This window comes from Paractinoplanes toevensis (assembly GCF_018332695.1).
Taxonomy (GTDB): domain Bacteria; phylum Actinomycetota; class Actinomycetes; order Mycobacteriales; family Micromonosporaceae; genus Actinoplanes; species Actinoplanes toevensis.
In genome coordinates this window covers 61,457-82,870 of the sequence record NZ_BOQN01000001.1, presented here as the reverse complement: position 1 = coordinate 82,870, position 21,414 = coordinate 61,457, and the positions used below count along the sequence as shown (strand labels likewise).

The window sequence follows — 21,414 nt, the reverse complement described above, 5'->3', positions numbered from 1 at the left end:
CTGCCTCAGCTGCCCTGGGTGAAGGTCTTCTGCGGGACGATCAGAACCTCGCCGTTGGCCTTCGGATCGGCCTGCATCTTGACGAGGGTGTTGAACGACTGGGCCGTGTCGTCGTTGAACTGCAGCGCCACCGAGGCGTAGATCTTGCCGTCCTTGACGTTCTTGAGGACCTCGTCGTTGCCGCCGAAGTCGGTGACGCAGTTGAGCTTCTTACCGGCCGCGTTGAAGGCGCCGATGGCGCCGAGCGCGCCCTCGTCGTTGGCCGAGAACACACCCGCCAGATCGGGGTTGCCCTGCAGCGCGTTGCCGATGTCGGTCTGCGCCTTGGCCCGGTCCACCGCGACGACGGTCTGCGCCAGGGTCGCGTTCGGCGCGGCGGCCTTGAACGCCTCGGCGGCGGCGGTGTCGAACTCCTGCTTGCCCGCGGTGCCCTCCTGGCTGGCCACGTAGAGGACCTTGCCGGTGCCGCCGTTCTTCTCGGTGATGCACTTGCCGAGCTGCTCACCGAGGGCCTTGCCGCCGGCCGTGTAGTCGATGTAGTCGAACGTGATGCCCGGCTGGGGGCCGGAGAACCCGTACTCGTCGGGCTTGCCGTTGACCAGCAGCGGCACCCCCTTCGACTGGGCCGTCCTGATCAGGTCGCCGAGCGACTTGGGGGCGACCGCGAGGATCCAGGCGGCGCCCGCCCGGCCCGAGCTGATCACCTCGTTGAGCTGCTGCACCTGCTTGGTGGCGTCGAAGTTGGGGTCCTGGACGATCACCTCCCAGCCCTGCCCGGAGGCCAGGCCCTTGACGCCCTCGGAGAGGCCCTTGAGGGCCGGCGGGGCGAGCGAGAGCGGGGAGAACACCAGCGTCTTGGGCAGTGCCTTGGTGCTGCCCGACTCGGTGCTGCCGGCCGGGGTGTCACTGGCGTGGCTGCAGGCCGCGGCGAGCAGGAGAGGAGTGGTGGCAAGGGCGACGGCCAAGGCGCGGAACGGGCGCCGGCGGAGAAAAGTCATGAACGAACTCCTCTTGAGGAAGAGAAGACATGAAAAGAATGAGGTATTCGGGCGCTTTGTCAGCCGCCGCTTTCACATCGTGAAAGCCGATTTCTGAATTACTTGAGAACATAGGGGACCGGTGCGGCTGATGTCCATGGCTTGACCGGACCATTTCCAACTTGTGTCGGCTACCCGGCCGGCCAGGACCTTTCCAGGCCGTTCACCAGCGCAACCATGGCGTCGTGGGCCGGCGTGGGCACGCCCGTCCGGCGCCCCTCGGCGGCGATACCGCCGTTGAGCACGGCGATCTCGGTGGCCCGCCGGGCGAGCACGTCCTGCAACATCGAGGGCTTATGGGCGTACGCCTCCCGGATGGCCTCCTCCACGGAGGCGCGCGGATCCCGGGTGAGAGTGATGCCGGCCCGGGCGCAGACCTCCAGGGCCTCGTCGATCAGCCGCTCCACCTCGGTGCGCAGGCCAGGATCGGTGCAGACCTGGCCCACAGTGAGGCCGGTGAGCGCGGACAGCGGGCTGGTGGCCGCGTTGAACACGACTTTCGTCCACTGCGGCCCACGCGCGTCGGCAACCGCATGTGTGGTGAGCCCACCCTGATTGAGCAGACCGGCGAGCAGCTCTATCTCGTCGGGCCGGGCCGGGCTCGGCTCGAACGGCCCGATCCACGAGTCACCCGGCGCGTCGTAACGCACCACGCCGGGCGCGGTGACCGCCCCCGCGGTGACGATGGTGCCGCGCATGACCCGGGGAACATGCTCGGCGATGATCTCCTCGTTGCCGACCCCGTTCTGCACGCTGACCACCCCGGCGTCCGCGAGCGCCTTGGCCGCGGCCGCGACGGCAGCGCCCGTATGAAGCGCTTTGGTGGCAACAATGCCCAGGTCACAGGCGGGAAGCTCGGCCGCGTCGGTAACGGCGTGCACCGGCGCGACGAAGTCAGCCAGCCCGGTGACCCGCAACCCGCTTTCCCGGACAGCGGCCATGTGCGCCGCCCAGGGATCAACGGCCCAGACCTCGACGCCCCCCGAGCGGCTGAGATGAGCGGCATAAAGGCTGCCGATAGCCCCACAACCCAGCACAGCCACCCGAATCACTCGACACCCCACATCGCACACCCGCCACCCGAGAGCCCCAACCGCCGATCTTGAAGAGCTACAGCGCGCTCCGCGCCGAAACTCCTCAAGATCGCGCGGGGCTCGATCAGCGCGCCTTGCGCGTGGCTTCCTGCGCGGCGCTTGCCCCGATCTTGGAGAGTTGCTGCGCGGTCCTTGCTGGAACTTCTCAAGATCGCGTGGGGGTTAAGCGGTGCGCGGCCTCCGGCGTGGCCTTCCTCGTGGCGCTTGTGGCGATCTTGGGGAGCTGGTGCGCGGTCCTTGCTGGAAGTCTTCAAGATCGCGTGAGGCCTCACTGGTGCCGGGTGAAATAGGTGGCATGTGGTGGTTTCTTTGGCGGCTGCCGGGTGCGGGCTGGTCATGATGGGTTGGCCGGCCGGGTCGGTGGGGTCGGCATGGTTGGCGCCAGGGTCAGCGCTTCTCTGGCCAGGGCGGCGCAGCGGGCCGGCTGGGCTCCGCCGATGCCCAGGCCGGCTACTACCTGGCCGTTCAGCTCGATCGGCAGGCCTCCGGGGGCGGCCAGCAGTGGTGCGGGATGCAGTGCTGCCAGCTGGTCGGCGGGGTACCACGCGGCCAGGTGTTCGCTCGGGATGCCGAAGCGGGCGGCGGCGCTTGCGGTGGCCAGGGCCACCTCGACGCCGCCGGCCACCGCGCCGTCCATGCGGTCCTGCTGGATCGGGTCGCCGCCTCGGTCCACGATCGCGACGCTCACGGCCAGGCCCTGCCGGGTCGCCTCGGCCAGCACTCGGTCGACCAGGGTCAGGGCCCAGTCGAGCTCGTCCTGGGCTGTTGCCGGACTGGCCGGCTTCATGCCCAGGCTGGCCTCGGGGGAGATGACGAGATCCCCGAAACGGGCTTTCCACCGGGCCTCGTCGTCGCCGTGCTGGCCGACATAGGGCGTGCCCATCGCGTACGCGATAAGAAGGTCTTCGGGGTTGGCCGGTTTGCCGTCGGCGCTGACCGACTCGGGGGCCACTCCGGCGGGCAGGAACGGGCTGACCGTGGCGCCGGAGGCGGAGATGCCGCCGATCACCGTGCCGGCGGCGTCGCGGACCGGCAGGCCGCCGGCGCCGGGGAAGAGCGCCTCGGGGGAGGCCGTCACGAAGCCGGTGGAGATCGGGACGGGCAGCGTGGTCATCCGCTGCAGGTGCTCCGAGCTGGGGATCTGCTGGGTTGCCGAGATCCACGCCTTGGAGCGGGCCCGGGCCATGCCGCCGGGGCCGCCGTGATCGAGGCGGGACGCCGTGACCAGTGCGCCGCTCGCGCCGACCACGGCGATCGCACCGCGCAGGCCCAACTGCTCGGCCTTGTCCACCGCCCGCCGCACCAGCGCGCGGGCCTCCGCCAAACCCACGTCGGCGGGGTGGACCCCGCCCATCAGGCGCCGACCATGTTGTACCCGCCGTCGGCGACCATGTACCCGCCGGTCATGTGGAACGCGTCGTCGGTGGCCAGGAACAGTGCGGTGCCGGCCAGTTCGGCCGGGCCGGGGATGCGGCCCATCGGGGTCAGCTTGCGCAGCTGGTCTCCACGACCCGATTTCCAGTCCTCACGGCCCAGCGTCGCGTCGGTCTCGATGAAGCCGGGGGCGAAGACGTTGACCCTGACCGTGGGTGCGAACGCCTGCGCGTACGACTTCGTGAGGCCCAGCAGACCGTATTTCGCCGCGGCGTACTGCGGGGCGCGGGCGCTGCCTCGGACGATGACCGTGGAGCCGATGTTGACGATGGAGCCGTGTCCTTGGTCGAGCATACGGGCGCCGAATTCGTGAACACAGGCCATGGTGCCCTTGATGTCGACCGCCAGGACGTGGTCGACGGACTCCTCGGTGATGTCCCGCCATGACATCTGCTCGCGGGCCACGTCGCCCACGTTGTTGATCAGCACGTCGACGCCGCCGAGCTGCTTGAACGCGTCGTCGGCGAGCTGGGCGACCTGCGGCCAGAGCGCGATGTCGGCCTGCAGCAGCACCGGCTCGGAGCCGGCCTCGCGGACCCGGTCGGCGGTCTGCTCGGCGCCGCCCTTGGACGAGCGGTAGTGCACGCCGACGACGCGGGCGCCCTCCTGGGCGGCGCGGACGGCGATCTCGGCGCCGAAGCCGGTGCCGGCTCCGGTGACGAGGACCGAGCGGCCCTCGAAACGGCGGGGGATGGGAGTGGGATTCAATGCCATTTTTCGTCCTTTATACGAGTACTCGTCCGCCATCTACGTAGAGCACCTGGCCGGTGATGAAGCCGGCCCGGTCGGAAGCCAGGAAGGTCACGGCGTCGGCGACCTCCGACGGCACCCCGAGGCGCTGGGCCGGCACCAGCTTCTCCAGGGCCTCGCGATTGCCATCCTTGTCGAGGTGGTCCTTGGTGAGGTCGGTTTCGATGTAGCCGGGGGCGACCGCGTTGACCGTCACGCCGTGCTCGGCCCATTCCCGGGCCATCACCCGGACCAGCTGGTTGAGCCCGCCCTTGGTTGCCGCGTACGGCGCGTGCTTGGCGTGCGCGAGCAGGCCGGACACCGAAGACACGAACACCATCCGGCCGTAGCCGGCGCCGACCATCAGCCGCCCGACGTGCTGGCCCAGCCAGTACGCCGTCGACATGTTGAGCTCGACCAGCTGCTGCCAGTCGGCATCGGTGAGGTCGAGGACCGGCCGGCGGATGTTGCGGCCGACCGCGTGCAGGAACACCTGCGGCACGCCGACCAGGGCGGCCGCCTCGTCGACGACGTCCCGGCAGCGCTGCGGGTCGCGCAGGTCGCACTTGATCGTCTCGATCCGGCCCTCGCCCAGCCGGGCCACGGACTCGAGGTTCTCCTCATTGACGTCCGCGACCACGACCCGGGCACCCTGGGCCGCGAGGCTGACCGCGCTGGCACCCCCCAGCCCGCCGGCGCCGATCACGAGGGCCGGTCGATCGGTCAGCGCTAGCCAATCACGCATGGGTGGCACCTCAGTTCTCGCATTATGAAAGCGACTTCCGTTACCGTAGACGGTGGGTGAAGGGCTGTAAATAGGTCCGGGACGCGGGGCCGTAGGCTGACCGTCGACAGGCGACAAGGGGGGTTCGATGGCGCGACCGGCGACGGAAGCAAAGCCCGAATACCGGGTGGAAGCGCTGGCCAAAGGGCTGCGGCTGCTCAACCTCTTCACCGAGCAGCGGCCCACCTGGCGAGTCACCGACCTGGCCGAGGCGGCCGGGCTGCCGATGCCGACCGCCTACCGGGTGGTGCAGACGCTGACCGCCGAGGGCTACCTCGACCACCTGCCCAACGGCGACTACCGGCCCGGCGTCCGGGTGCTCACCCTCGGCACGGCCGCGCTGCGCAGCCTCGACCTGGTCGAACTGGCCACCCCGCGGCTGCAGCGACTGGCCGCCGCGACCGGCGAGACGGTCAACCTGGCCGTGCTCACCGGTGACCGGGTGCTCTACCTGGTGCGGCTGCGCAACTCCGACCTGGTCACCGCGAACATCCAGGTCGGCTCGACGCTCCCGGCCGTGCACACGTCGATCGGCAAGCTGCTGCTCGCCCACCTCGCCCCCGACGCTCTGCGAGAACTCGTCACCGCCGAGTCGTTCCCCAGCCAGCACGGCCCGAACGCCAAGGTCTCGCTGGACGAGCTCGAGGAGGAGCTGGCCCGCATCCGCGAGCAGGGCTGGGCGGTGCAGGACGAGGAGCTGGCGTACGGTCTGCGCTCGGTGGCCGGCCCGATCACCGGCCCGGACGGTCGCGTGGTGGCCGGCGTCAACCTGGCCGTGCAGGCCCGGGACTGGTCGGCCCAGCGGATCGTCCGCGAGCTGCGCCCGGTCGTCCTCGCGGCCTGCCGGGAGATCTCCGAGTTGATCTCGCGGGACTAATTAAAGCGCTCTTCGCAGGACGAGAGTGGTAGTTTTGACGGGCCACTGACCGAGGAGGAACTGGTGCTTTCGGGAGACGACGACATCTCCGGGTGATCCCGGCTGCTGTCCATGCGCATCGTCGTGTCCGTTTCGCACCAGAGGTCTACTCCTGATGTCCATCGTGTGCACCCATCTGTCCTTTTCCTGGCCGGACGACACTGCCGTCTTCCGGGACCTCACCTTCACCGTCCCGGCCGGTCGCACCGGGCTGGTCGCCGCCAACGGCGCCGGCAAGAGCACCCTGCTGCGCCTGATCGCCGGGGAGCTGACCCCGGCCGCGGGCAGCATCACCACCACCGGCACGGTCGGTTACCTCCGGCAGGACCTGCCGCTGACCGGCGAGCCCACGGTGGCCGAGATCCTCGGCGTCGCCGACCGGCTGGCCGCCCTGCGGGCGATCGAGTCGGGCGACACCGCCGAGGAACACTTCACTATCATCGGCAACGACTGGGACGTCGAGGAACGCAGCCGCGCCCTGCTCGACCGCCTCGGGCTCGGCGACGTCACCCTCGACCGGCGGCTCGGCACGCTCAGCGGCGGCCAGACCGTGTCCCTCGGGCTCGCCGCCCAGCTGCTCGGCCGCCCCGACGTGCTGCTGCTCGACGAACCCACCAACAACCTCGACCGGGCTGCCCGCGAGCGGCTGCACGCCGTACTCGAAGATTTTGGTGGTTGTCTGTTGATCGTCAGCCACGACCGGGAGCTCCTCGACCGGATGGACCGCATCGCGGTCCTGGACCGCGGCGGCCTCTCCTTCTTCGGCGGCAACTTCTCCGCGTACGAGGAAGCGGCGCGCACCGACCGCGAGGCCCTCGAACGCACCGTGCGGTCGGCCGAGGCCGAGGTGAAGCGGGAGAAGCGGGAGTTGCAGCAGGCCCGGGAGCGGTCGGCCCGCCGTGCCTCCACCGCCAAGCGCAACCTGGCCGACGCCGGCCTGCCCAAGCTGTTCGCCGGGAACATGAAGCGCAGCGCCGAGGTGTCGGCCGGCCGCGCCGGGCAGACCCACGCCAACCGGATGGCCGGCGCGCAGTCCCGGCTCGACGAGGCCGAACGGCAGACCCGCGAGGACGACCGGATCGTCATCGACCTGCCGGACACCGCGGTCCCGGCCGGCCGCACGCTGTTCGAGGGCGACGGCCTGCGGGTGCGGGACGTCTTCCGCGACCTGGACCTGACGATTCGCGGCCCCGAACGGATCGCGCTGACCGGCGTGAACGGCTCCGGCAAGACCACCCTGCTGCGGCTGATCAGCGGCGACCTGACCCCCGACGCCGGCCACATGCGGCGCACCGAGGGCCGCATCGCCTACCTCTCGCAGCGCCTGGACCTGCTCGACGACGACCTGAGCGTGGCCGAGAACCTCGCCCGGGAAGCGCCCACGCTGCCGGACCGCGAGCGGATGAACCGCCTGGCCCGGTTCCTGTTCCGCGGCGACCAGGCCCACCTGCCGGTGCGGGTGCTCTCCGGCGGCGAGCGGCTGCGGGCCACCCTGGCCTGTGTGCTGTGCGCCGAGCCGGCCCCGCAACTGCTGCTGCTCGACGAGCCGACCAACAACCTCGACCTGGTCAGCGTGGGTCAGCTGGAGAGTGCGCTCGGCGCCTACCGGGGAGCGTTCGTGGTGGTCAGCCACGACGAGCGGTTCCTGGCCGAGATCGGCATCGACCGCCGGTTGACCCTGGACAACGGGTGGTAAACCGGACTGGCTGTCCCGCCGCAGTCCTCGAAGGAGCATGAGATGGTCGAGTACCGCCCGTTCGGTCGCACCGGCGTCCAGGTGAGCAGCCTGACGCTGGGCGCCATGAACTTCACCCTCGCCAACGAGGCCGACGGCGTCCGCGTCATCCACCGGGCGCTCGACGAGGGCATCAACATCATCGACACCGCCGACGTCTACACCCAGGGCGAGAGCGAGCAGGTGGTCGGAAAGGCCCTGAAGGACCGGCGCGACGACGTCTTCCTGGCCACGAAATTCCACGGCCAGATCGGCACCGGCCTCAACACCCGGGGCAACTCCCGCCGCTGGATCATCACCGAGGTGGAGAACAGCCTGCGCCGACTGGGCACCGACCGGATCGACCTCTACCAGGTCCACCGCCCCGAACCCGGCACCGACTTCGACGAGACCCTGGGCGCCCTGAGCGACCTGGTCCACCAGGGCAAGATCCGTTACATCGGAAGCTCCACGTTCGAGCCGTCCCAGATCGTCGAGGGCCAGTGGACCGCCGAGCGCCGCGGCCGCGAACGGGTGGTGAGCGAGCAGCCGCCGTACTCGATCCTGGTCCGCGGCATCGAACGCGAGGTGCTGCCGGTGGCCCAGCGCTACCACCTGGCGGTGATCCCGTGGAGCCCGCTGGCCGGAGGCTACCTGTCGGGCCGTTACCACCGGGGCCTGACCGGGCCGATCTCCCCGCGAGCGTCCCGCCTCCCGACAAGATACGACCCCACCAACCCGGCGAACGCCTCCAAACTGGCCGCGGTGGAGAAACTTCAGACGCTGGCCGACGAGGCCGGCCTGACCCTGATCCACCTGGCCCTGGCCTTCGTCCTGAACCACCCCGCGATCACGTCCGCCATCATCGGTCCACGGACCCTGGAGCACCTGGAGTCCCAGCTGGAAGCCGACAAGGTCACCCTCACGCCGGACATCCTCGACCGCATCGACGAGATCGTCCCGCCGGGCACCAACCTCAACCCGACCGACGCCGGCTACGAGCCTCCCTCCCTGACCGACAAGACCCAGCGCCGCCGCTGACCGACTCAGCGAAGCGCGTCGGAGACCGACTTGGCGCCGCCGTGGGAGCTTGCGCCTCCGTCGACCGGGATTTCGGCTCCGGTTACGTAGGCGGCGGCGTCACTGAGCAGGAACGTGATCACCGCGGCGACCTCGGCCGGTGACCCGGCCCGGCCGAGGGGAGTTTCGGCGATGCTGGCCGCCCGGAATGCCGGGGCGGCCGAGGCGGTCATCGGGGTGTCGATGAAGCCCGGGTGGACGATGTTGACCCGGATGCCCTGCGGGCCCAGCGCGAGGCAAGCTGCGTGCGTCAACCCCCGCAACGACCATTTGCTGGCGGTGTACGCGATCGGATAATGGCCCTGTACGGCCGCCAGGGAGCCCACGTTCACGATCGACGAACCCGCCCCCATCAGCGGGGACAGGGCTTGGATGCCGAGCAGCGGGCCGAGCACATTCACCGCCTGGACGCGCTCGAAGTCGGCCGCCTCGACCGAACCCAGGCGGGCCCGCCACGTCGCCCCCGCGCAGTTGACCAGGCCGTGCAGCGGGGCGCCGGCCAAGGATGCCGCCAGGTCGGTCCACGCCTGCTCCGCCCGTACGTCGAAAGGAGCGGACGCGGACAGATCCAGGGCGACCACCTCGTCGCCCGATGCCCGCAGGGCGTCGGTCACCGCGGCGCCGATTCCGGAGGCCGCGCCGGTCACCACGATGCGTCGCATGGCATCCACTGTGCGGTTCGCGCGGGCGATCCGGGAGGCCGGAATTGCTGATGGCCGCCATCGGCCGCGGTTATGAACGGCTCAGCACACGCGGGGTGTGACCGATCGGTAGGGCTGTGACCCGGTTCTGGCGGTGGGGCGAGTTCCTCATGTACGGCGGGCGTGGGGGGTTATCGGGGTCTCGCTGGTGCTGCTGACCGTGTCGGGGCTGCTCCGCGCGATCTACCCGTCGGGGGAGCACTTCCCTACGCCGGCTGACCTGCTGCGGTTACTGTTCGCGCCGGTGCTGCTGGCGGGGCTGCTGATGCTGCCGTTGCGGACCCGCGGGAAGCGGGTCCGGCACAAGATGTGGCTGGACACCGCGGTGGTGATGATCGGCAGCGGGATGCTGCTCTGGTTCGTCGAGGTCGACGAGGGCCTGATCGCGTCGGGGGAAACCCTGGCCGCGGCCCTCGCGTACCCGGTTCTCGACCTTGTGATGATTTTCGGGGCGACCGTTCTGCTGATGCGCGGGGCGGCCGACTCGGTGCGTCGGCCGGCCGTCCTCATCCTGCTCGCCATGGTGATGCTGATGGTGGGGGACGCCTACCTGGGTTACCGGCAGAGCCGGTTCGGGGACGTGCCGCCCGACCGGTGGCAGTTCGCGTGCTGGATCACCGGGCACTTCCTGCTCACCATGGCCGCGTTCACCCAGGTGCGGATGGCCGGCGGGCACCGCCTCGGATCGAGGACCCGGCCGCCCGGGCCGTCGCCCGGCTGCCGTACGCGGCGATGGGCGTGGGTTACGCGCTGATGCTGGTCGCCGTGCGGGACTTCCCGCTGCGGACGGCCGGGTTGGTGCTCGGCGCGGTCGCGATGACCGGGGTGGTGGTGCTCCGGCAGATCATCGCGCTGCGGGAGAACCACGAGCTGGCCACCACCGACACGCTGACCGGGCTGGTCAACCGGCGGCAGCTGTACGAGCGCCTGCGGATGGCGTTGGCGCGCGGGCGGGGACGCGGCAACGTGGCGGCCGTGCTGATCGACATGAACGGTTTCAAGCAGGTCAACGACAATCTGGGGCACGAGTCCGGGGACCAGTTGCTGGTGGCGTTCGGGCGGATCCTGCGCAGCAGCGTGTTCGGCACCGACGTGGTGGGGCGGCTGGGCGGCGACGAGTTCGCGATCGTGCTGCACGACGTCGACTCGGTGGACAAGGCGGTCGCCGTGGTCAGCCGGATCATGGCCGCGATGCGGGAACCGGTGGAGATCGGCGACGTTGCCGTGCAACCGCAGGCCAGCTTCGGCATCGTGCTCGCGCTGCCCGGCGAGGACGATGCGGACGCCCTGCTGCACCGGGCCGACACGGCGATGTACCAGGCCAAGCAGAACCGCACGACCGGGTACGCCGTGCACGTCACCGCCCCGGCCTAGAGGTGCACGGCGGCCGCCAGCGGCATGGTCGGGGTGGTCGAGCCGCCGGAGGGTTCGATCGAGACGCCGACGTCGGTGGCGTCGCCGATGCCGTCGACGATCTGCCTGGTCGTCGTCTCGCCGGCGGTCAGAGTGCCCTCAGGGACCGGTTTCGCCGCGCGGATCGTCCACAGTTGGTAGACGCGGCCGTCGCCCGGGGCGGTGGCGGCGTTCAGCGTGATCACGGCGGCGTCCCGCGACCTCGACACCGCGACCGTCACGGTGCCGCCGCCGGTGACCGGCTCGTCGTGCACCGTCAGGTCGGGCGCGGAGAGCAGGGTTTCCAGCGATTCCACGCGCGTGTGCTCCGCCCGTACCCGCAACTCCTGAACGGCATAGACGGCCCCGCCCGCGGCGACCACGACGGCGGCCGCGGCGGACAGCAGGCGCAGCCGGGCCGGCGGCTGGCGTTTCGGCGCGGCCGGCTCCGGCGAGACCTGGCGGGTCGCCGCGATCGCGTCCATCACGCTGCCGCGCAGCGCGGGCGGCGGCACCGACCAGGCGTCCTCGGCCAGCCGGGCCGACGCCTCCCGCAGCTCGTCCACCTCGAGCCGGCAGGCCGGGCACTCCCGCAGGTGGCGGTCGAAGGCGGCCCGCTCGATGTCGTCGACCGCGTCCAGGACGTAGGCCCCGATCAGCGAATGCACGTCGGCGGTCATGAGGCCAGCGCCATGCAGTCGCGCAGCCGGATCAGGCCGTCCCGCATCCGCGTCTTCACCGTCGGCAGGGGAGCGCCCAGCAACTGCGCCACCTGCGGGTAGGTGTGGCCCTGGTAGTAGGCGAGGGTCACCGCCTGGCGTTGCAGCTCGGTGAGGTCGTGCAGGCAGCGGCGCACCTGCTGGCGTTCCAGCCGGCCGGACACCTCGTCGGCGACCTCGTCGTAGGGGATGTCGACGGCGGCCCGGCCGACGAATGCGAGCCGGTCGGCGGCGGCCTGCTCGGCGCGGACCCGGTCGACGGCCCGCCGGTGCGCGATCGTGCAGATCCACGCGGTGGCCGAGCCGCGCGCCGGATCGAAGCGGGCGGCCGTGCGCCACACCTCGACGAGCACCTCTTGGGTGACCTCCTCGGCCTGCGCCGGATCGCGCAGCACCCGCCGGATCAGCCCGTGGACCCGGGGCGCGACCAGGTCGTACAGCTTGCCGAACGCCTTCTCGTCACCGCGTGCGACGGCCGGTAGGAGGTCGTCCGGTCTGTCGTCCGCGGCCGATTTCCAGCGGCTCGTGGCGGGGTCGGCCATGTGCGCCCTTCCGTCGTCGTTACTCCCCATTCGGCTCTGGGGCGCCGGCGGATGGGCGGGAGTTTATCGGCGGCGCCGCGGTCGGCGGCGCCGCCGGGTGGCTCAGCTGATCGCGCGGGCCAGGGAGACGCCGAACAGGCCGGCTCGGTCGGTCCACCAGTGGTCGAGGGCGAAGCCTGCCTCGGCCAGCTCGTGCTCGATCCCGGAGCGGCGGAACTTCGCGGAGACCTCGGTGCGGATCTCCTCGCCCGCCTCGAAGTCGACCACCAGATCGACGCCGGGGATGGTGACCCGCATCGGCCAGCGGGCGCGCAGGCGCATCTCGACCCACTCGCGGTCGGGGTCCCACAGCGCCACATGGGCGAAACCGTCCACGTCGAAGTCGGCGCCGAGGCTGGTGTTCAGCACCCGCAGCACGTTGCGGTTGAAGTCGGCGGTCACGCCCTCGGCGTCGTCGTAGGCCGGAACCACCACGCTCGGGCTCTTCACCAGGTCGGTGCCGAGCAGCAGGTGTTCGCCGGGCTCGAGGACGGCGCGCATGTCGCTCAGGAACGCGGCCCGCTCCGCCGGGATCAGGTTGCCGATCGTGCCGCCCAGGAAGGCGACCAGCCGGTCGCCGCCGCCGGGCAGGTGTTTCAGGTGCCGGGTCAGGTCGCCGACGATGTTGTGCACCCGCAGGCTCGGATAGTCGGCACCGATTTGAGCCGCGGCGGCGGACAGCGCGCTGGGGGAGACGTCCATCGGCACGAAGGTCTGCAGGGTGCCGGCGGCGGTGAGCGCGTCGAGCAGCAGCCGGGTCTTCGTCGAGTAGCCGGAGCCGAGTTCGAGGAGGGTGCGGGCCCGGGTGTGCCGGGCGATCTCGCCGGCCCGGTCGGTGAGGATCTCCCGTTCGGACCGGGTCGGGTAGTACTCGGGCAGCTCGGTGATCTGCTCGAACAGTTCGCTGCCACGGGCGTCGTAGAACCACTTCGGGGGCAGCCACTTCGGGCTGGCGGTCAGGCCGGCGAGCACGTCGGCGCGCAGGGTGCGGGCCAGGTCTTCGTCGTCGAGGTGGACTTCGAGAGTCATCGGTCTCCCAGCGGGGTCGTGGTGACGCCGGCGGCGGTGGCGACCAGCAGGATGCGGTCGGGAACCGGTTGCCAGGCGGGGTGGACGTCGAGCGGCTCGGAGGCGACGAGCACGAAATCGGCGCCGGAGCGGACGGACAGGGCGTGGCCGACGGTGCTGGCCACGATCGTGACGCCGTCGGTGAGCAGCAGGTTGAGCCGGGAACCGGGTGCGGCGGCGGACACCTCGGCGACCACCGCGGTGACGGCGTCGGCCGGGGCGCCGCCGGCGCGCAGCCGGTCGCGCACCAGCGCCCAGAGGAACGCCGCGTCGGTGGGCGCCTCCAGGGTGAGCAGGTCCTCCGGCGGCAGGGTGGCGGCGAGCTTGGCCATCGAGCCGGGCCAGCCGGTGACGACCCCGTTGTGGCTGAACAGCCAGGGCCCGTCACCGAACGGCGCGGCGGCGGTCTCGGTCACCGGCATCCCGACGGTGGCGCTGCGCACCGCCGCCAGCGCCGCCCCGGTCGAGACCGAGGCGGCGAGGGCGGGCAGCGTGGTGTCGCTCCAGATCGGGGTGGGCCGCCGGTAGCGGACCGTGCCGCCACCCGGCACGTGCCACCCGACGCCGAAGCCGTCGGCGTTGATCGTGCCGCCGCCGCGCATGTCGCGGGGCGCCCACGACTGGTGGATCAGCGAGTGCGGCGGGTCGATCAGCCAGCGGGCCAGCGGTGCGGGTGGACCGAGGTAGGCCAGGTGGCGGCACATCAGGCGTCTCGCGCGCAGCGGAAGCCGCTGAAGATCTGCCGGCGGATCGGGTAGTCCCAGTTGCGGAACGTGCCCCGCACCGCGGACCGGTCGGTGCCGAACGAGCCGCCGCGCAGCACCTTGTAATCAGGTCCGAAGAAGACCTCCGAATACTCCCGGTAGGGGAACGGAGTGAACCCGGGGTAACCGTGGAAGTCGCTCGACGTCCACTCCCAGGCGTCCCCGATCAGCTGGTGCACGCCGAGCGGCGAGACACCGGCCGGGTAGGCGCCGACCGGGGCGGGCTGCAGATGACGCTGGCCGAGGTTGGCGTGCTCGACCCCGGGCGGGTCGTCTCCCCACGGATAGCGCAGCGACCGGCCGGTGGCCGGGTCCCAGCGGGCGGCTTTCTCCCATTCGGCCTCGGTGGGCAGCCGTTTCCCGGCCCAGGCGGCGTAGGCGGCGGCTTCGTACCAGCAGACGTGCACGACCGGCTCGTCTGGATTTATCGGATTTGTGCGGCCAAAATGGGTCGACGCCCAACCGGAGACGTCGCGGGTCCAGTGGAGAGGCGCGACCAGCCCGGCGGCCTGGCGGTGATCCCACCCGGCGGTTGTCCACCAACGCGGATCGTCATAACCGCCGGCGTCGATGAACGCCGCATATTCCGCGTTGGTGATCGGGGCCCGGTCGATGTGAAAGGCCGGCACGAAAACCCGGTGGGCGGGCCGCTCGTTGTCGAGGGCCCATGGCTCGGTGCTGGTGCCCATGGTGAACTCGCCGGCCGGAACCAGCACTTCACCGGTGACTTTCCCGGCCGGGACCGGGGGCGGCGGCGCCGACAGCACCGGCGCGCCGGCCCGCAGCTGATGGGTGGCCAGCATGGTCTCGTCGTGCTGCTGCTCGTGCTGCACTATCATGCCGAACGCGAAGGCCCGCTCGACCAGGGGCGTGCCTTCCATCGGCGCGTGGTCGAGCACGTCGAGCACCTTGTCGCGCACGGTCGCGGTGTATTTCCGCGCCTCGCGGGGATCGAGCAGCGGCAGCTGGGTGCGGTCGCGGCGGGAGTGCTTGAACGCGTCGTACAGCTCGTCGATGTCGCGGCGCACCGGTTCCCGGCCGCCGACGTCCCGGACCAGCCAGAGCTCTTCCTGGTTGCCGACGTGGGCGAGGTCCCAGACCAGCGGTGACATCAGCGGCGAGTGCTGCCGGACCAGGTCGCCGTCGTCGACGGCCTCGGTCAACAGGGTGGTGCGGTCGCGGGCGCGACCCAGCTCGGTGGCGACCAGGTCGCGCAGGCGGTCGGTCTCGTGGGTCATCGTTGCTCCTCGAGTCGACGGTGGACGATGTCCATGACGTGGGCGCGGACGGTGGCGGGCAGGCCGGTGCGGTCGAGGCGGCGGCCGGCCAGGTCGGCCAGGGCCGCCGCGGCGCGCTTCAGCGCGCGGTCGGCCAGACCGGAGCGGTACGCCGGATGCCAGCGCTGGGCCACCGGCTCGGCCAACTCGAGGGCCGCCTCGGTAGTGGGCCGATCGCCGAGCAGGGTCGCGATGATCGCGACCGGGGCGATCCACTCGCCGCCCGGCTGGCAGTCGAGGTATCTCACCTCGAGGTATCCCCGCGGGCGCACCGGCGGGAACAGCAGGCTCAGGTGGTACTCCACGTCGGCGACGGTCGGCGGGACGGGAAGCGCCCCGTTCACCCAGTCGGCCAGGGTGGCGCCGGGCGGCGGGTCCCAGCCGGCGCCGTCGCGCCGCACGCAGGTCAGCGGGGCGGCCAGGGCGAACCGCACCCAGCCGGCCGCCGGATCGTCGGGCGGGCCGACCGGCGGATGGGTCAGGCGCGGGTTCATGCCCCACCACGCCGCCATCCGGGCCGACGCCAGGCCGGTGTCGCGACCGGCGAACCGGCTGGAGTTGGCGAAGAGGGCGACCATCGGCGGGCCGAGGGCCTGCACGGCCCGCCATCGGGTGGGCAGCTCGCTCGCGGGGCCGGCGTCGAGGCAGACCTGCAGGCCGGCGGTGCTGCACATCATGGTGCGGCCGTGCCGGCCGCGGCGGTCGAAGGCTTGTTCCATCGCGTTGTAGCGCGGCGTGTGCAACAGGCGGCGGGGCGAACGGTACGGGTCGATGCCGTGCCGGCCGAGCACGAGCCCGGAGTCGTCGAGCAGGTCGGTGAGGTAGTCCTGGTCGGCGGTGACGGCGGCGTACAACTCGCTCAGCGAGCCGGCCGGGGCCGAGGAGATCTCCACCTGCCCGCCCGGTTCGAGGGTGATCTCGCCGCCGGAGGGCAGGGGGCCGGGGGAGTTTCCGGCAGAAATAACGGCCGGCGTGTGCCGGCCGAGGGCCTGCCGCACGGTGGCGGCTTCGAGCGGCGCATGGGGTGCGGCCGCGTGGTGCAGGGTCCATTCGAGTTCGGCACCGACGAGCTGAGGTGGGCCGGTCTTGAAGCAGATGGCGCGGATGTGCGCCTCCACTTCCTCCTGAGTACGCAACCGGCGGCTGGTGGCCGCGGCGGCGTCGTGGTCGAGTGTCGTCATCAGACGAACTCCCGTCGTCACGAAACGTAGGCTTTTGACTACTTGGGTGCACGACACTACGACGGGGGTACGACAAACTCGGGAACTCCAGCGGTCCGGACCGGGTACTTAAGTGGGCCTTCCTGGGGCTTTGTCCACGTAGTGACGTCGGTCACTCGTGGCGCCGGATTCACCTTCTCGACACCGCTCCGACAGGTCACCGACGCCCGTCGAGGGCAGTCTCGGCGGGTCCGCCCGCCGCTAGAAATCCGGTGTCATGACCCCCCGCCTCAGCATTGTCGTGCCCTTTTCCAACGTCGAGCGCTACATCGAGGCATGTCTGGATTCGCTCGCGCGGCAGACCTTCGGAGATTTCGAGGCGATCCTGGTCGACGACGGGTCGAAGGACGGCAGTGGTGACGCGGCCCGGGACTTCTGCGGCCGTGACCCCCGCTTCCGGCTGATCACCCAGGAGAACCAGGGTCCGGGGCCGGCCCGCAACGCCGGGATCGCGCAGGCGCAGGGCGATTACCTGGCGTTCGCGGACGGCGATGATCTGGTGCCGCGGCACGCGTACGAGATCATGGTCCGCTCGCTCGACGAGACCGCCTCGCAGATCGCGGCGGGCAACGCCCGCCGATTCAACAACACTGCGGGCGTACGCCAGTCCTGGTCGCACCGGCTGCCGTTCGCCCTGGACCGGCCGGCCACCGACGTCTACGAACACCCGCGGCTCGCGCTGGACCGGATGGTGTGGAACAAGCTCTACCGCCGCACCTTCTGGGACCAGTACCGGTACGAGTTCCCGGCGATGTGGTACGAGGACTACCCGGTCTCGCTGCGCGCCTACCTCGACGCGGTCACGGTCGACTGCATCGCCGCGCCGATCTACTACTGGCGCGAGCGCGAGTCCGGCGAGTCGATCACCCAGCACAAGTTGCGGTACGACAACCTCGCCGACCGGGTGGCCTCGGCCGAGATGATCCTCGACCTGATCGGCCGGGCCCCCGAGGCACACGACCTGGTGCACAAGCACCTCGCCGAGATCGACCTGGTCACCGTCGTGCAGGCGTTCGCCGCCGCGGCCGACGACGAATTGGAGCCACTGGTCGAGCTGGGCCGGCGGCTCAGCTCGCGGCTCGACCCGCGGATCGTCGCCGCGGTGCCGACGTTCCAGCGCCTGGAGTACGAAGCGCTCGAGGCCGGCGACGCCGAGCTGCTGCGGCGCCTGGCCCGCCACCGTGCCGACGGCCACCCGGCGGTGCCGGCCCGCCGCCACCCGGCGCGGCCCTGGCGGTACGAGAGCCAGTACCCGGGCCTGCGCGACTCCCGACTCCCGACCGACCTCTACCGGCTGCCGCGGGCCGAGCTGGAGGTGCGGGCCGTGACCACCGAGCTGGAGTGGACCGCCGAGGCGCTGGTGCTGCGCGGCACCGCCGAGATCGCGCACCTCGAGGACCCGGGCCTGACCGTGCGGATGTCGCTGGTCTGCGGCCGCCGCTCGCAGCGGCTGCGGGTCACCACGACCGGGGCGGGTTTCGAGACCCGCATCCCGCGGTCGATGCTGGCCCGGCTGCCCGGCTGGGCCTCGTCCGCCTGGATCTCGGTGGAGCTGCGCAGCGGCCTGGTGCGCCGGCGCGGCCATCTCGGGCCCGGCGACGTGCAGTACTCCCTCGGGGACCGGGTCGCCGGCCGCTGGATCCAGCCGGTCCGCACCCCCGACGGCCGGCTCAGCCTGCAGGTCCGCTCGGACGTGCCGGAGGTGACCGGGGCCGAGGTCGACGGCGACCGCCTGGTGCTGACCGGCCGCATCCCGTCCCGGATGACCGCGCCGACGCTGCGGCTGGCCCGTTCGGCCGGGGACGTGCAGGTTCCGTTGCGGCGGCAGCGTGGCCAGGTCATGGACGACTTCGTGGCCGAGGTCGCGCTGGACGATCTGATCGACGCGGTCAACCCCGACGACCCCTTCCTGGACCGTACGGTTCTGGTGCCCCGCCTGCACGACGGCGACGACCGGATGCTGTTGCTGGCCACCGGCGTACGGCATGGGGTGTTGTCGCCCCGGGGCGACCGGGTGATCAGCCTGACCCGGTCCCCGGCGCAGTATCTGAATCTGGCCGAAGGGCCGCTGCGGGTGACCGCCGACCGGGTCGAGGTGGCCGGCGACCGGATCACCGTGTCCGGCCCGCGCTGGCCCGGCGTCGCCTACGACCGGATCACCTGGCGGCGGTTCCTGCCCAACTCGGACGACGGCGTCGACGGCCCGTCCCGGCTGACCGTCGACGACCACCGCTGGTCCGCCGATACCGACCTCGCCGACCTCGCCGGCGGCGAGAACTGGACCCTGTTCGCCGTCTCGTACGCGGTGCAGACCGACTCGTTCATGCTGCCCGCCCTGCCCACCCGGGCCGGCCCGTTCGCGCTGCGCTCGCGCTCCGGCATCCTGCACCTGGAAACGGACTGACCCGCATGCATCATCACAACTGGTACTACGGCCAGCAGCACATCCTGGCCCGCTACTGCGGCCTGCCCGACGACTTCCCGCCGCGCCTGCCCGGCTACCTCCAGCACGGCTGGAACGTGGGCTGCGGCTGGAACCCGGTGCACGAGTTCTTCGACGGCGCCTGGCGGTTCGTGTGGAGCGACGCACCCCGCCGCCGTGGCCACTCGCTCGGCCGGCGCAACTACTCGGTCATCGGCGCCCCGATGCTCTACCTGATGGACCTGGAGCCCGACCTGGGCCGGGTCGCCGAGGCGGAGCGGAAGGGCACGCTCTGGTTCCTGTTCCACGGCTGGGACGCGCCCGGCATCGGCGCGAAGATCCACGGCGATCATCAGCGGCTGATCGACGAGATCAAGGAGACCGAGACCGAACCGGTCACCATCAGCCTCTACTACACCGAGTTCGACCGGCCCGAGGTGCGGCGGGTCTACCAGGACGCCGGCTTCGAGGTGGTCTGCTTCGGCACCCGCGGATGGAACTACGAGGGCACCGACCGGCGGTTCCTCTACAAGCAGCTCGAGGCGTTCCGCGGGTTCAAGCGGGTGGCCAGCAACCGGCTCGCGACGGCCGTCTTCTACGGCGTCGCGGCCGGCTGCGAGCCCGCCGTCTACGGCGACGCGATGGAGCTCGAGGGCGACAACCCGCTGTTCGGCGGGCAGACCCGCATCTCCCGGCTCTGGCCGGAGATGCTGGGCAAGGAGATCGACCTGGCCGCCGCCCGGGCCATCACCGACGACGAACTCGGCAAGCGGTTCCTGATGCCGCCGGCCGAGATGCGCATGCTCTTCGATTGGAACCAGCGTGACTGACGTCCAGATCGTCCGCGGCGAGCTGCAGCCGTGGACGGACACCCTCCCGACCGGCGGCCCGGCCCTGCTCGCCCTGCTCGACGACCTGCTGCCCCCGTCCGCCCGGGCGCTCATCGCCGGCCCGCACAGCACCGAGGTGATCGAGCTGGTGGCGGCCCGGTGTGCGGCGGTGTCGGTGCTGTTGCGGTCGGTGAGCGACGCTCAAGACCTGCGCCCGGCCGGCAATGTCACCGTTATCACCGGAGCGCTCGATGGGCTCACCGGCGAATTCGATGTGGTGATCGCCGCCGACGGGCTCGACCGGGTGCTCGGTGCCGACTCGCCGGCGCTGAACTGGCCGCAGCGGGCTGCCCTGCTGCGTGCCCTGAGCACGCCGGACGCCCTCGTGGTGGTCGGGGTGGAGAACGAGTTCGCGCTCACCGGCCTCTACGACCGGCGCCCGCTCGACGAGCGGCACGGCGACGACGAGTGGCGGCCGCTGCACGACGACCCCGACCGGCCCACCTCGCCCGCGCAGGTCCGGGAGGCACTCGGAGCGGACCGGCTCTACGCCTCCTACACCGCGGCCGGTGCGGTCCACACCCTTCTCGACGTGGAGGCCGCGGCCGCCACCCGGCCCGGCCGGCCCGGTGCCCGCCTGGCCCTGCACGGCCTCGCCGCCACGGCCGCGCACACCCCGCTGCTCGCGCCGCTCGCCGACGGCGCCGACGCGGCCGCCCGCGCCGGGCTGCTCGCGGCGATCGCACCCGGTTGGCTCGCGGTGCGCGGTGCGGGAGGCGCCACCCACACGGCGTACGCCGATGGCCTGCTCGCTGATCTTGACGGGTCGCAGTGGATGATCAACGGCAATCGGGTGCCTGACACCGAGTCGGTCGAGACGCTGCTGTTCCGTCTCGCGGCGGCCGAGGACGTGCCCGGCTTCCGGGCCCTCGCCGCGCGGCTCGGCGCCTGGGCCGACCCGGACGGCCCGATCCTGTTCGACGACCTCTTCCCGGACGGCGACGACTTCGTCCGCGGCTTTTCCGCCGGGGTTTTTGAAGATCAAGTCGGCGAGCTGCTCGCCGCCGCCTACCACCGGCTGCGCGACCGGCTGCTGCGCGGCCACCGGCGGCACCCGTGGCCGCCGTGGATGACCGAATCCGACGACCTCGTCGCCACCTGGCTCGGCATGTCCGGTGTGGACGCCACCCCGGCGGTGCTCGCGCGGGGCCGGGAGATCGCCGGCCTTCTCGCCGAGCCCGCGGTGGTCGAGCTCGACCTGCGTACCGTCCTGGCCGACGCCGAGACCGCGCGGGTCCGGGCGGCCGAGCTGGCCGGCAAGGTCTTCGGCCTGGAACGCACCCTGCGGTTCCGCGATCAGAGCCTGCGCACCCGTGAGCAGCAGATCCGCGCGGTCCGCGACGACCTGCGCGGGCTGCGCCGCTCGCCCGCCATGCGGCTGCACGAGATCACCCGCAAGGTCGCCAAGATCCGCGACCCGCGGAAGTTCGCCGGCGCGGTTAAGCGCCGGCTAAGGAAGAGCTGACGCTTGTCATAACGCTGACCTGGAGTTTCCGGCACGGGCGAAAGTGCGTGCCGGAAACCTGAACGAAACGCTCCCACGGCCCGTATCGACGGTTGGCAACGCAGCCGGCGGAGGGAGAAGGGCCGCA

The 21,414-nt window shown here is 71.4% G+C and carries 20 protein-coding genes; 8 read left to right on the top strand and 12 right to left on the bottom strand.

Features of this window, described 5'->3' with window-relative positions:
- Positions 1–5: 5 nt before the first annotated feature.
- From Ato02nite_RS00405 to Ato02nite_RS00385, 5 genes are all read right to left on the bottom strand, one after another.
- Positions 6–998 (bottom strand): sugar ABC transporter substrate-binding protein, encoded by a 993-nt coding sequence (locus Ato02nite_RS00405; RefSeq protein ID WP_213004268.1) that lies wholly within the window; start codon positions 996–998, stop codon positions 6–8.
- A gap of 170 nt (positions 999–1,168) precedes the next feature.
- Positions 1,169–2,074, bottom strand: coding sequence for a ketopantoate reductase family protein (locus Ato02nite_RS00400; RefSeq protein ID WP_246605924.1), 906 nt, complete (start codon positions 2,072–2,074; stop codon positions 1,169–1,171).
- A 391-nt stretch (positions 2,075–2,465) separates the two neighbouring features.
- Positions 2,466–3,485 (bottom strand): GlcG/HbpS family heme-binding protein, encoded by a 1,020-nt coding sequence (locus tag Ato02nite_RS00395; RefSeq protein WP_213004266.1) that lies wholly within the window; start codon positions 3,483–3,485, stop codon positions 2,466–2,468.
- Positions 3,485–4,279, bottom strand: a complete 795-nt coding sequence (locus Ato02nite_RS00390; RefSeq protein WP_213004265.1) for an SDR family NAD(P)-dependent oxidoreductase — start codon at positions 4,277–4,279, stop codon at positions 3,485–3,487. The genes Ato02nite_RS00395 and Ato02nite_RS00390 overlap by 1 nt, the downstream gene beginning before the upstream one ends.
- A gap of 10 nt (positions 4,280–4,289) precedes the next feature.
- Positions 4,290–5,039: an SDR family NAD(P)-dependent oxidoreductase gene (locus tag Ato02nite_RS00385; protein WP_213004264.1), complete on the bottom strand. Its 750-nt coding sequence runs from the start codon at positions 5,037–5,039 to the stop codon at positions 4,290–4,292.
- A 127-nt stretch (positions 5,040–5,166) separates the two neighbouring features.
- Between Ato02nite_RS00385 and Ato02nite_RS00380 the strand changes: the two genes are divergently transcribed.
- The 3 genes from Ato02nite_RS00380 (at position 5,167) to Ato02nite_RS00370 (ending at position 8,749) form a co-directional block, all read left to right on the top strand.
- The gene (locus Ato02nite_RS00380) at positions 5,167–5,955 is read left to right on the top strand and encodes an IclR family transcriptional regulator (RefSeq protein WP_213004263.1); all 789 of its coding nucleotides are present in this window, start codon (positions 5,167–5,169) and stop codon (positions 5,953–5,955) included.
- A 154-nt stretch (positions 5,956–6,109) separates the two neighbouring features.
- Positions 6,110–7,690: an ABC-F family ATP-binding cassette domain-containing protein gene (locus tag Ato02nite_RS00375; RefSeq protein WP_213004262.1), complete on the top strand. Its 1,581-nt coding sequence runs from the start codon at positions 6,110–6,112 to the stop codon at positions 7,688–7,690.
- A gap of 42 nt (positions 7,691–7,732) precedes the next feature.
- A complete protein-coding gene (locus tag Ato02nite_RS00370; RefSeq protein ID WP_213004261.1) occupies positions 7,733–8,749 on the top strand; it encodes an aldo/keto reductase in 1,017 nt (338 codons plus the stop codon).
- Positions 8,750–8,754: 5 nt separating this feature from the next.
- On the opposite strand, the gene Ato02nite_RS00365 is transcribed toward Ato02nite_RS00370, so the two are convergent.
- Positions 8,755–9,450, bottom strand: coding sequence for an SDR family NAD(P)-dependent oxidoreductase (locus Ato02nite_RS00365; RefSeq protein WP_213004260.1), 696 nt, complete (start codon positions 9,448–9,450; stop codon positions 8,755–8,757).
- 187 nt (positions 9,451–9,637) lie between these two features.
- On the opposite strand from Ato02nite_RS00365, the gene Ato02nite_RS00360 reads away from it, so the two are divergent.
- Both Ato02nite_RS00360 and Ato02nite_RS00355 read left to right on the top strand, forming a co-directional pair.
- Entirely contained in the window at positions 9,638–10,243 is a 606-nt protein-coding gene (locus Ato02nite_RS00360) for a hypothetical protein (protein WP_213004259.1), read from the top strand.
- Positions 10,222–10,863, top strand: a complete 642-nt coding sequence (locus Ato02nite_RS00355; RefSeq protein ID WP_213004258.1) for a GGDEF domain-containing protein — start codon at positions 10,222–10,224, stop codon at positions 10,861–10,863. The genes Ato02nite_RS00360 and Ato02nite_RS00355 overlap by 22 nt, the downstream gene beginning before the upstream one ends.
- Here Ato02nite_RS00355 and Ato02nite_RS00350 read toward each other — a convergent pair.
- The 6 genes from Ato02nite_RS00350 to egtA form a co-directional block, all read right to left on the bottom strand.
- Positions 10,860–11,561 (bottom strand): anti-sigma factor, encoded by a 702-nt coding sequence (locus Ato02nite_RS00350; RefSeq protein WP_213004257.1) that lies wholly within the window; start codon positions 11,559–11,561, stop codon positions 10,860–10,862. The two genes, Ato02nite_RS00355 and Ato02nite_RS00350, sit on opposite strands and share 4 nt — an antisense overlap.
- On the bottom strand, positions 11,558–12,142 hold the full coding sequence (sigK, locus tag Ato02nite_RS00345) for an ECF RNA polymerase sigma factor SigK (protein ID WP_213004256.1): 585 nt from the start codon (positions 12,140–12,142) through the stop codon (positions 11,558–11,560). The genes Ato02nite_RS00350 and sigK overlap by 4 nt, the downstream gene beginning before the upstream one ends.
- A 102-nt stretch (positions 12,143–12,244) precedes the next feature.
- Complete coding sequence (gene egtD / locus Ato02nite_RS00340; protein WP_213004255.1) at positions 12,245–13,210, bottom strand: L-histidine N(alpha)-methyltransferase; 966 nt, start codon at positions 13,208–13,210, stop codon at positions 12,245–12,247.
- On the bottom strand, positions 13,207–13,953 hold the full coding sequence (gene egtC, locus Ato02nite_RS00335; protein WP_213004254.1) for an ergothioneine biosynthesis protein EgtC: 747 nt from the start codon (positions 13,951–13,953) through the stop codon (positions 13,207–13,209). The genes egtD and egtC overlap by 4 nt, the downstream gene beginning before the upstream one ends.
- Complete coding sequence (egtB, locus tag Ato02nite_RS00330) at positions 13,953–15,251, bottom strand: ergothioneine biosynthesis protein EgtB (RefSeq protein ID WP_213004253.1); 1,299 nt, start codon at positions 15,249–15,251, stop codon at positions 13,953–13,955. Before egtB ends, egtC begins: the two co-directional genes overlap by 1 nt.
- Positions 15,248–16,471, bottom strand: coding sequence for an ergothioneine biosynthesis glutamate--cysteine ligase EgtA (gene egtA / locus Ato02nite_RS00325; protein ID WP_213004252.1), 1,224 nt, complete (start codon positions 16,469–16,471; stop codon positions 15,248–15,250). The genes egtB and egtA overlap by 4 nt, the downstream gene beginning before the upstream one ends.
- Positions 16,472–16,727: 256 nt before the next feature.
- Between egtA and Ato02nite_RS00320 the strand changes: the two genes are divergently transcribed.
- From Ato02nite_RS00320 to Ato02nite_RS00310, 3 genes are read left to right on the top strand one after another with little or no spacing between them, the layout of a single operon-like run.
- Entirely contained in the window at positions 16,728–18,914 is a 2,187-nt protein-coding gene (locus tag Ato02nite_RS00320) for a glycosyltransferase (protein WP_281419678.1), read from the top strand.
- Positions 18,915–18,919: 5 nt separating this feature from the next.
- Complete coding sequence (locus tag Ato02nite_RS00315; protein WP_213004250.1) at positions 18,920–19,762, top strand: hypothetical protein; 843 nt, start codon at positions 18,920–18,922, stop codon at positions 19,760–19,762.
- Entirely contained in the window at positions 19,755–21,287 is a 1,533-nt protein-coding gene (locus Ato02nite_RS00310) for a hypothetical protein (protein WP_213004249.1), read from the top strand. Before Ato02nite_RS00315 ends, Ato02nite_RS00310 begins: the two co-directional genes overlap by 8 nt.
- The last annotated feature ends 127 nt before the right edge of the window (positions 21,288–21,414 follow it).

What these genes read in the sequence shown, in the direction of transcription:
- Ato02nite_RS00405 (WP_213004268.1), bottom strand. Translation starts at nt 998, where the DNA reads ATGACTTTTCTCCGCCGGCGCCCGTTCCGCGCCTTGGCCGTCGCCCTT.
- Ato02nite_RS00395 (WP_213004266.1), bottom strand. Translation starts at nt 3,485, where the DNA reads ATGGGCGGGGTCCACCCCGCCGACGTGGGTTTGGCGGAGGCCCGCGCG.
- Ato02nite_RS00390 (WP_213004265.1), bottom strand. Translation starts at nt 4,279, where the DNA reads ATGGCATTGAATCCCACTCCCATCCCCCGCCGTTTCGAGGGCCGCTCG.
- Ato02nite_RS00385 (WP_213004264.1), bottom strand. Translation starts at nt 5,039, where the DNA reads ATGCGTGATTGGCTAGCGCTGACCGATCGACCGGCCCTCGTGATCGGC.
- Ato02nite_RS00380 (WP_213004263.1), top strand. Translation starts at nt 5,167, where the DNA reads ATGGCGCGACCGGCGACGGAAGCAAAGCCCGAATACCGGGTGGAAGCG.
- Ato02nite_RS00375 (WP_213004262.1), top strand. Translation starts at nt 6,110, where the DNA reads ATGTCCATCGTGTGCACCCATCTGTCCTTTTCCTGGCCGGACGACACT.
- Ato02nite_RS00370 (WP_213004261.1), top strand. Translation starts at nt 7,733, where the DNA reads ATGGTCGAGTACCGCCCGTTCGGTCGCACCGGCGTCCAGGTGAGCAGC.
- Ato02nite_RS00365 (WP_213004260.1), bottom strand. Translation starts at nt 9,450, where the DNA reads ATGCGACGCATCGTGGTGACCGGCGCGGCCTCCGGAATCGGCGCCGCG.
- Ato02nite_RS00355 (WP_213004258.1), top strand. Translation starts at nt 10,222, where the DNA reads ATGGGCGTGGGTTACGCGCTGATGCTGGTCGCCGTGCGGGACTTCCCG.
- Ato02nite_RS00350 (WP_213004257.1), bottom strand. Translation starts at nt 11,561, where the DNA reads ATGACCGCCGACGTGCATTCGCTGATCGGGGCCTACGTCCTGGACGCG.
- sigK (WP_213004256.1), bottom strand. Translation starts at nt 12,142, where the DNA reads ATGGCCGACCCCGCCACGAGCCGCTGGAAATCGGCCGCGGACGACAGA.
- egtD (WP_213004255.1), bottom strand. Translation starts at nt 13,210, where the DNA reads ATGACTCTCGAAGTCCACCTCGACGACGAAGACCTGGCCCGCACCCTG.
- egtC (WP_213004254.1), bottom strand. Translation starts at nt 13,953, where the DNA reads ATGTGCCGCCACCTGGCCTACCTCGGTCCACCCGCACCGCTGGCCCGC.
- egtB (WP_213004253.1), bottom strand. Translation starts at nt 15,251, where the DNA reads ATGACCCACGAGACCGACCGCCTGCGCGACCTGGTCGCCACCGAGCTG.
- egtA (WP_213004252.1), bottom strand. Translation starts at nt 16,471, where the DNA reads ATGACGACACTCGACCACGACGCCGCCGCGGCCACCAGCCGCCGGTTG.
- Ato02nite_RS00320 (WP_281419678.1), top strand. Translation starts at nt 16,728, where the DNA reads ATGACCCCCCGCCTCAGCATTGTCGTGCCCTTTTCCAACGTCGAGCGC.
- Ato02nite_RS00315 (WP_213004250.1), top strand. Translation starts at nt 18,920, where the DNA reads ATGCATCATCACAACTGGTACTACGGCCAGCAGCACATCCTGGCCCGC.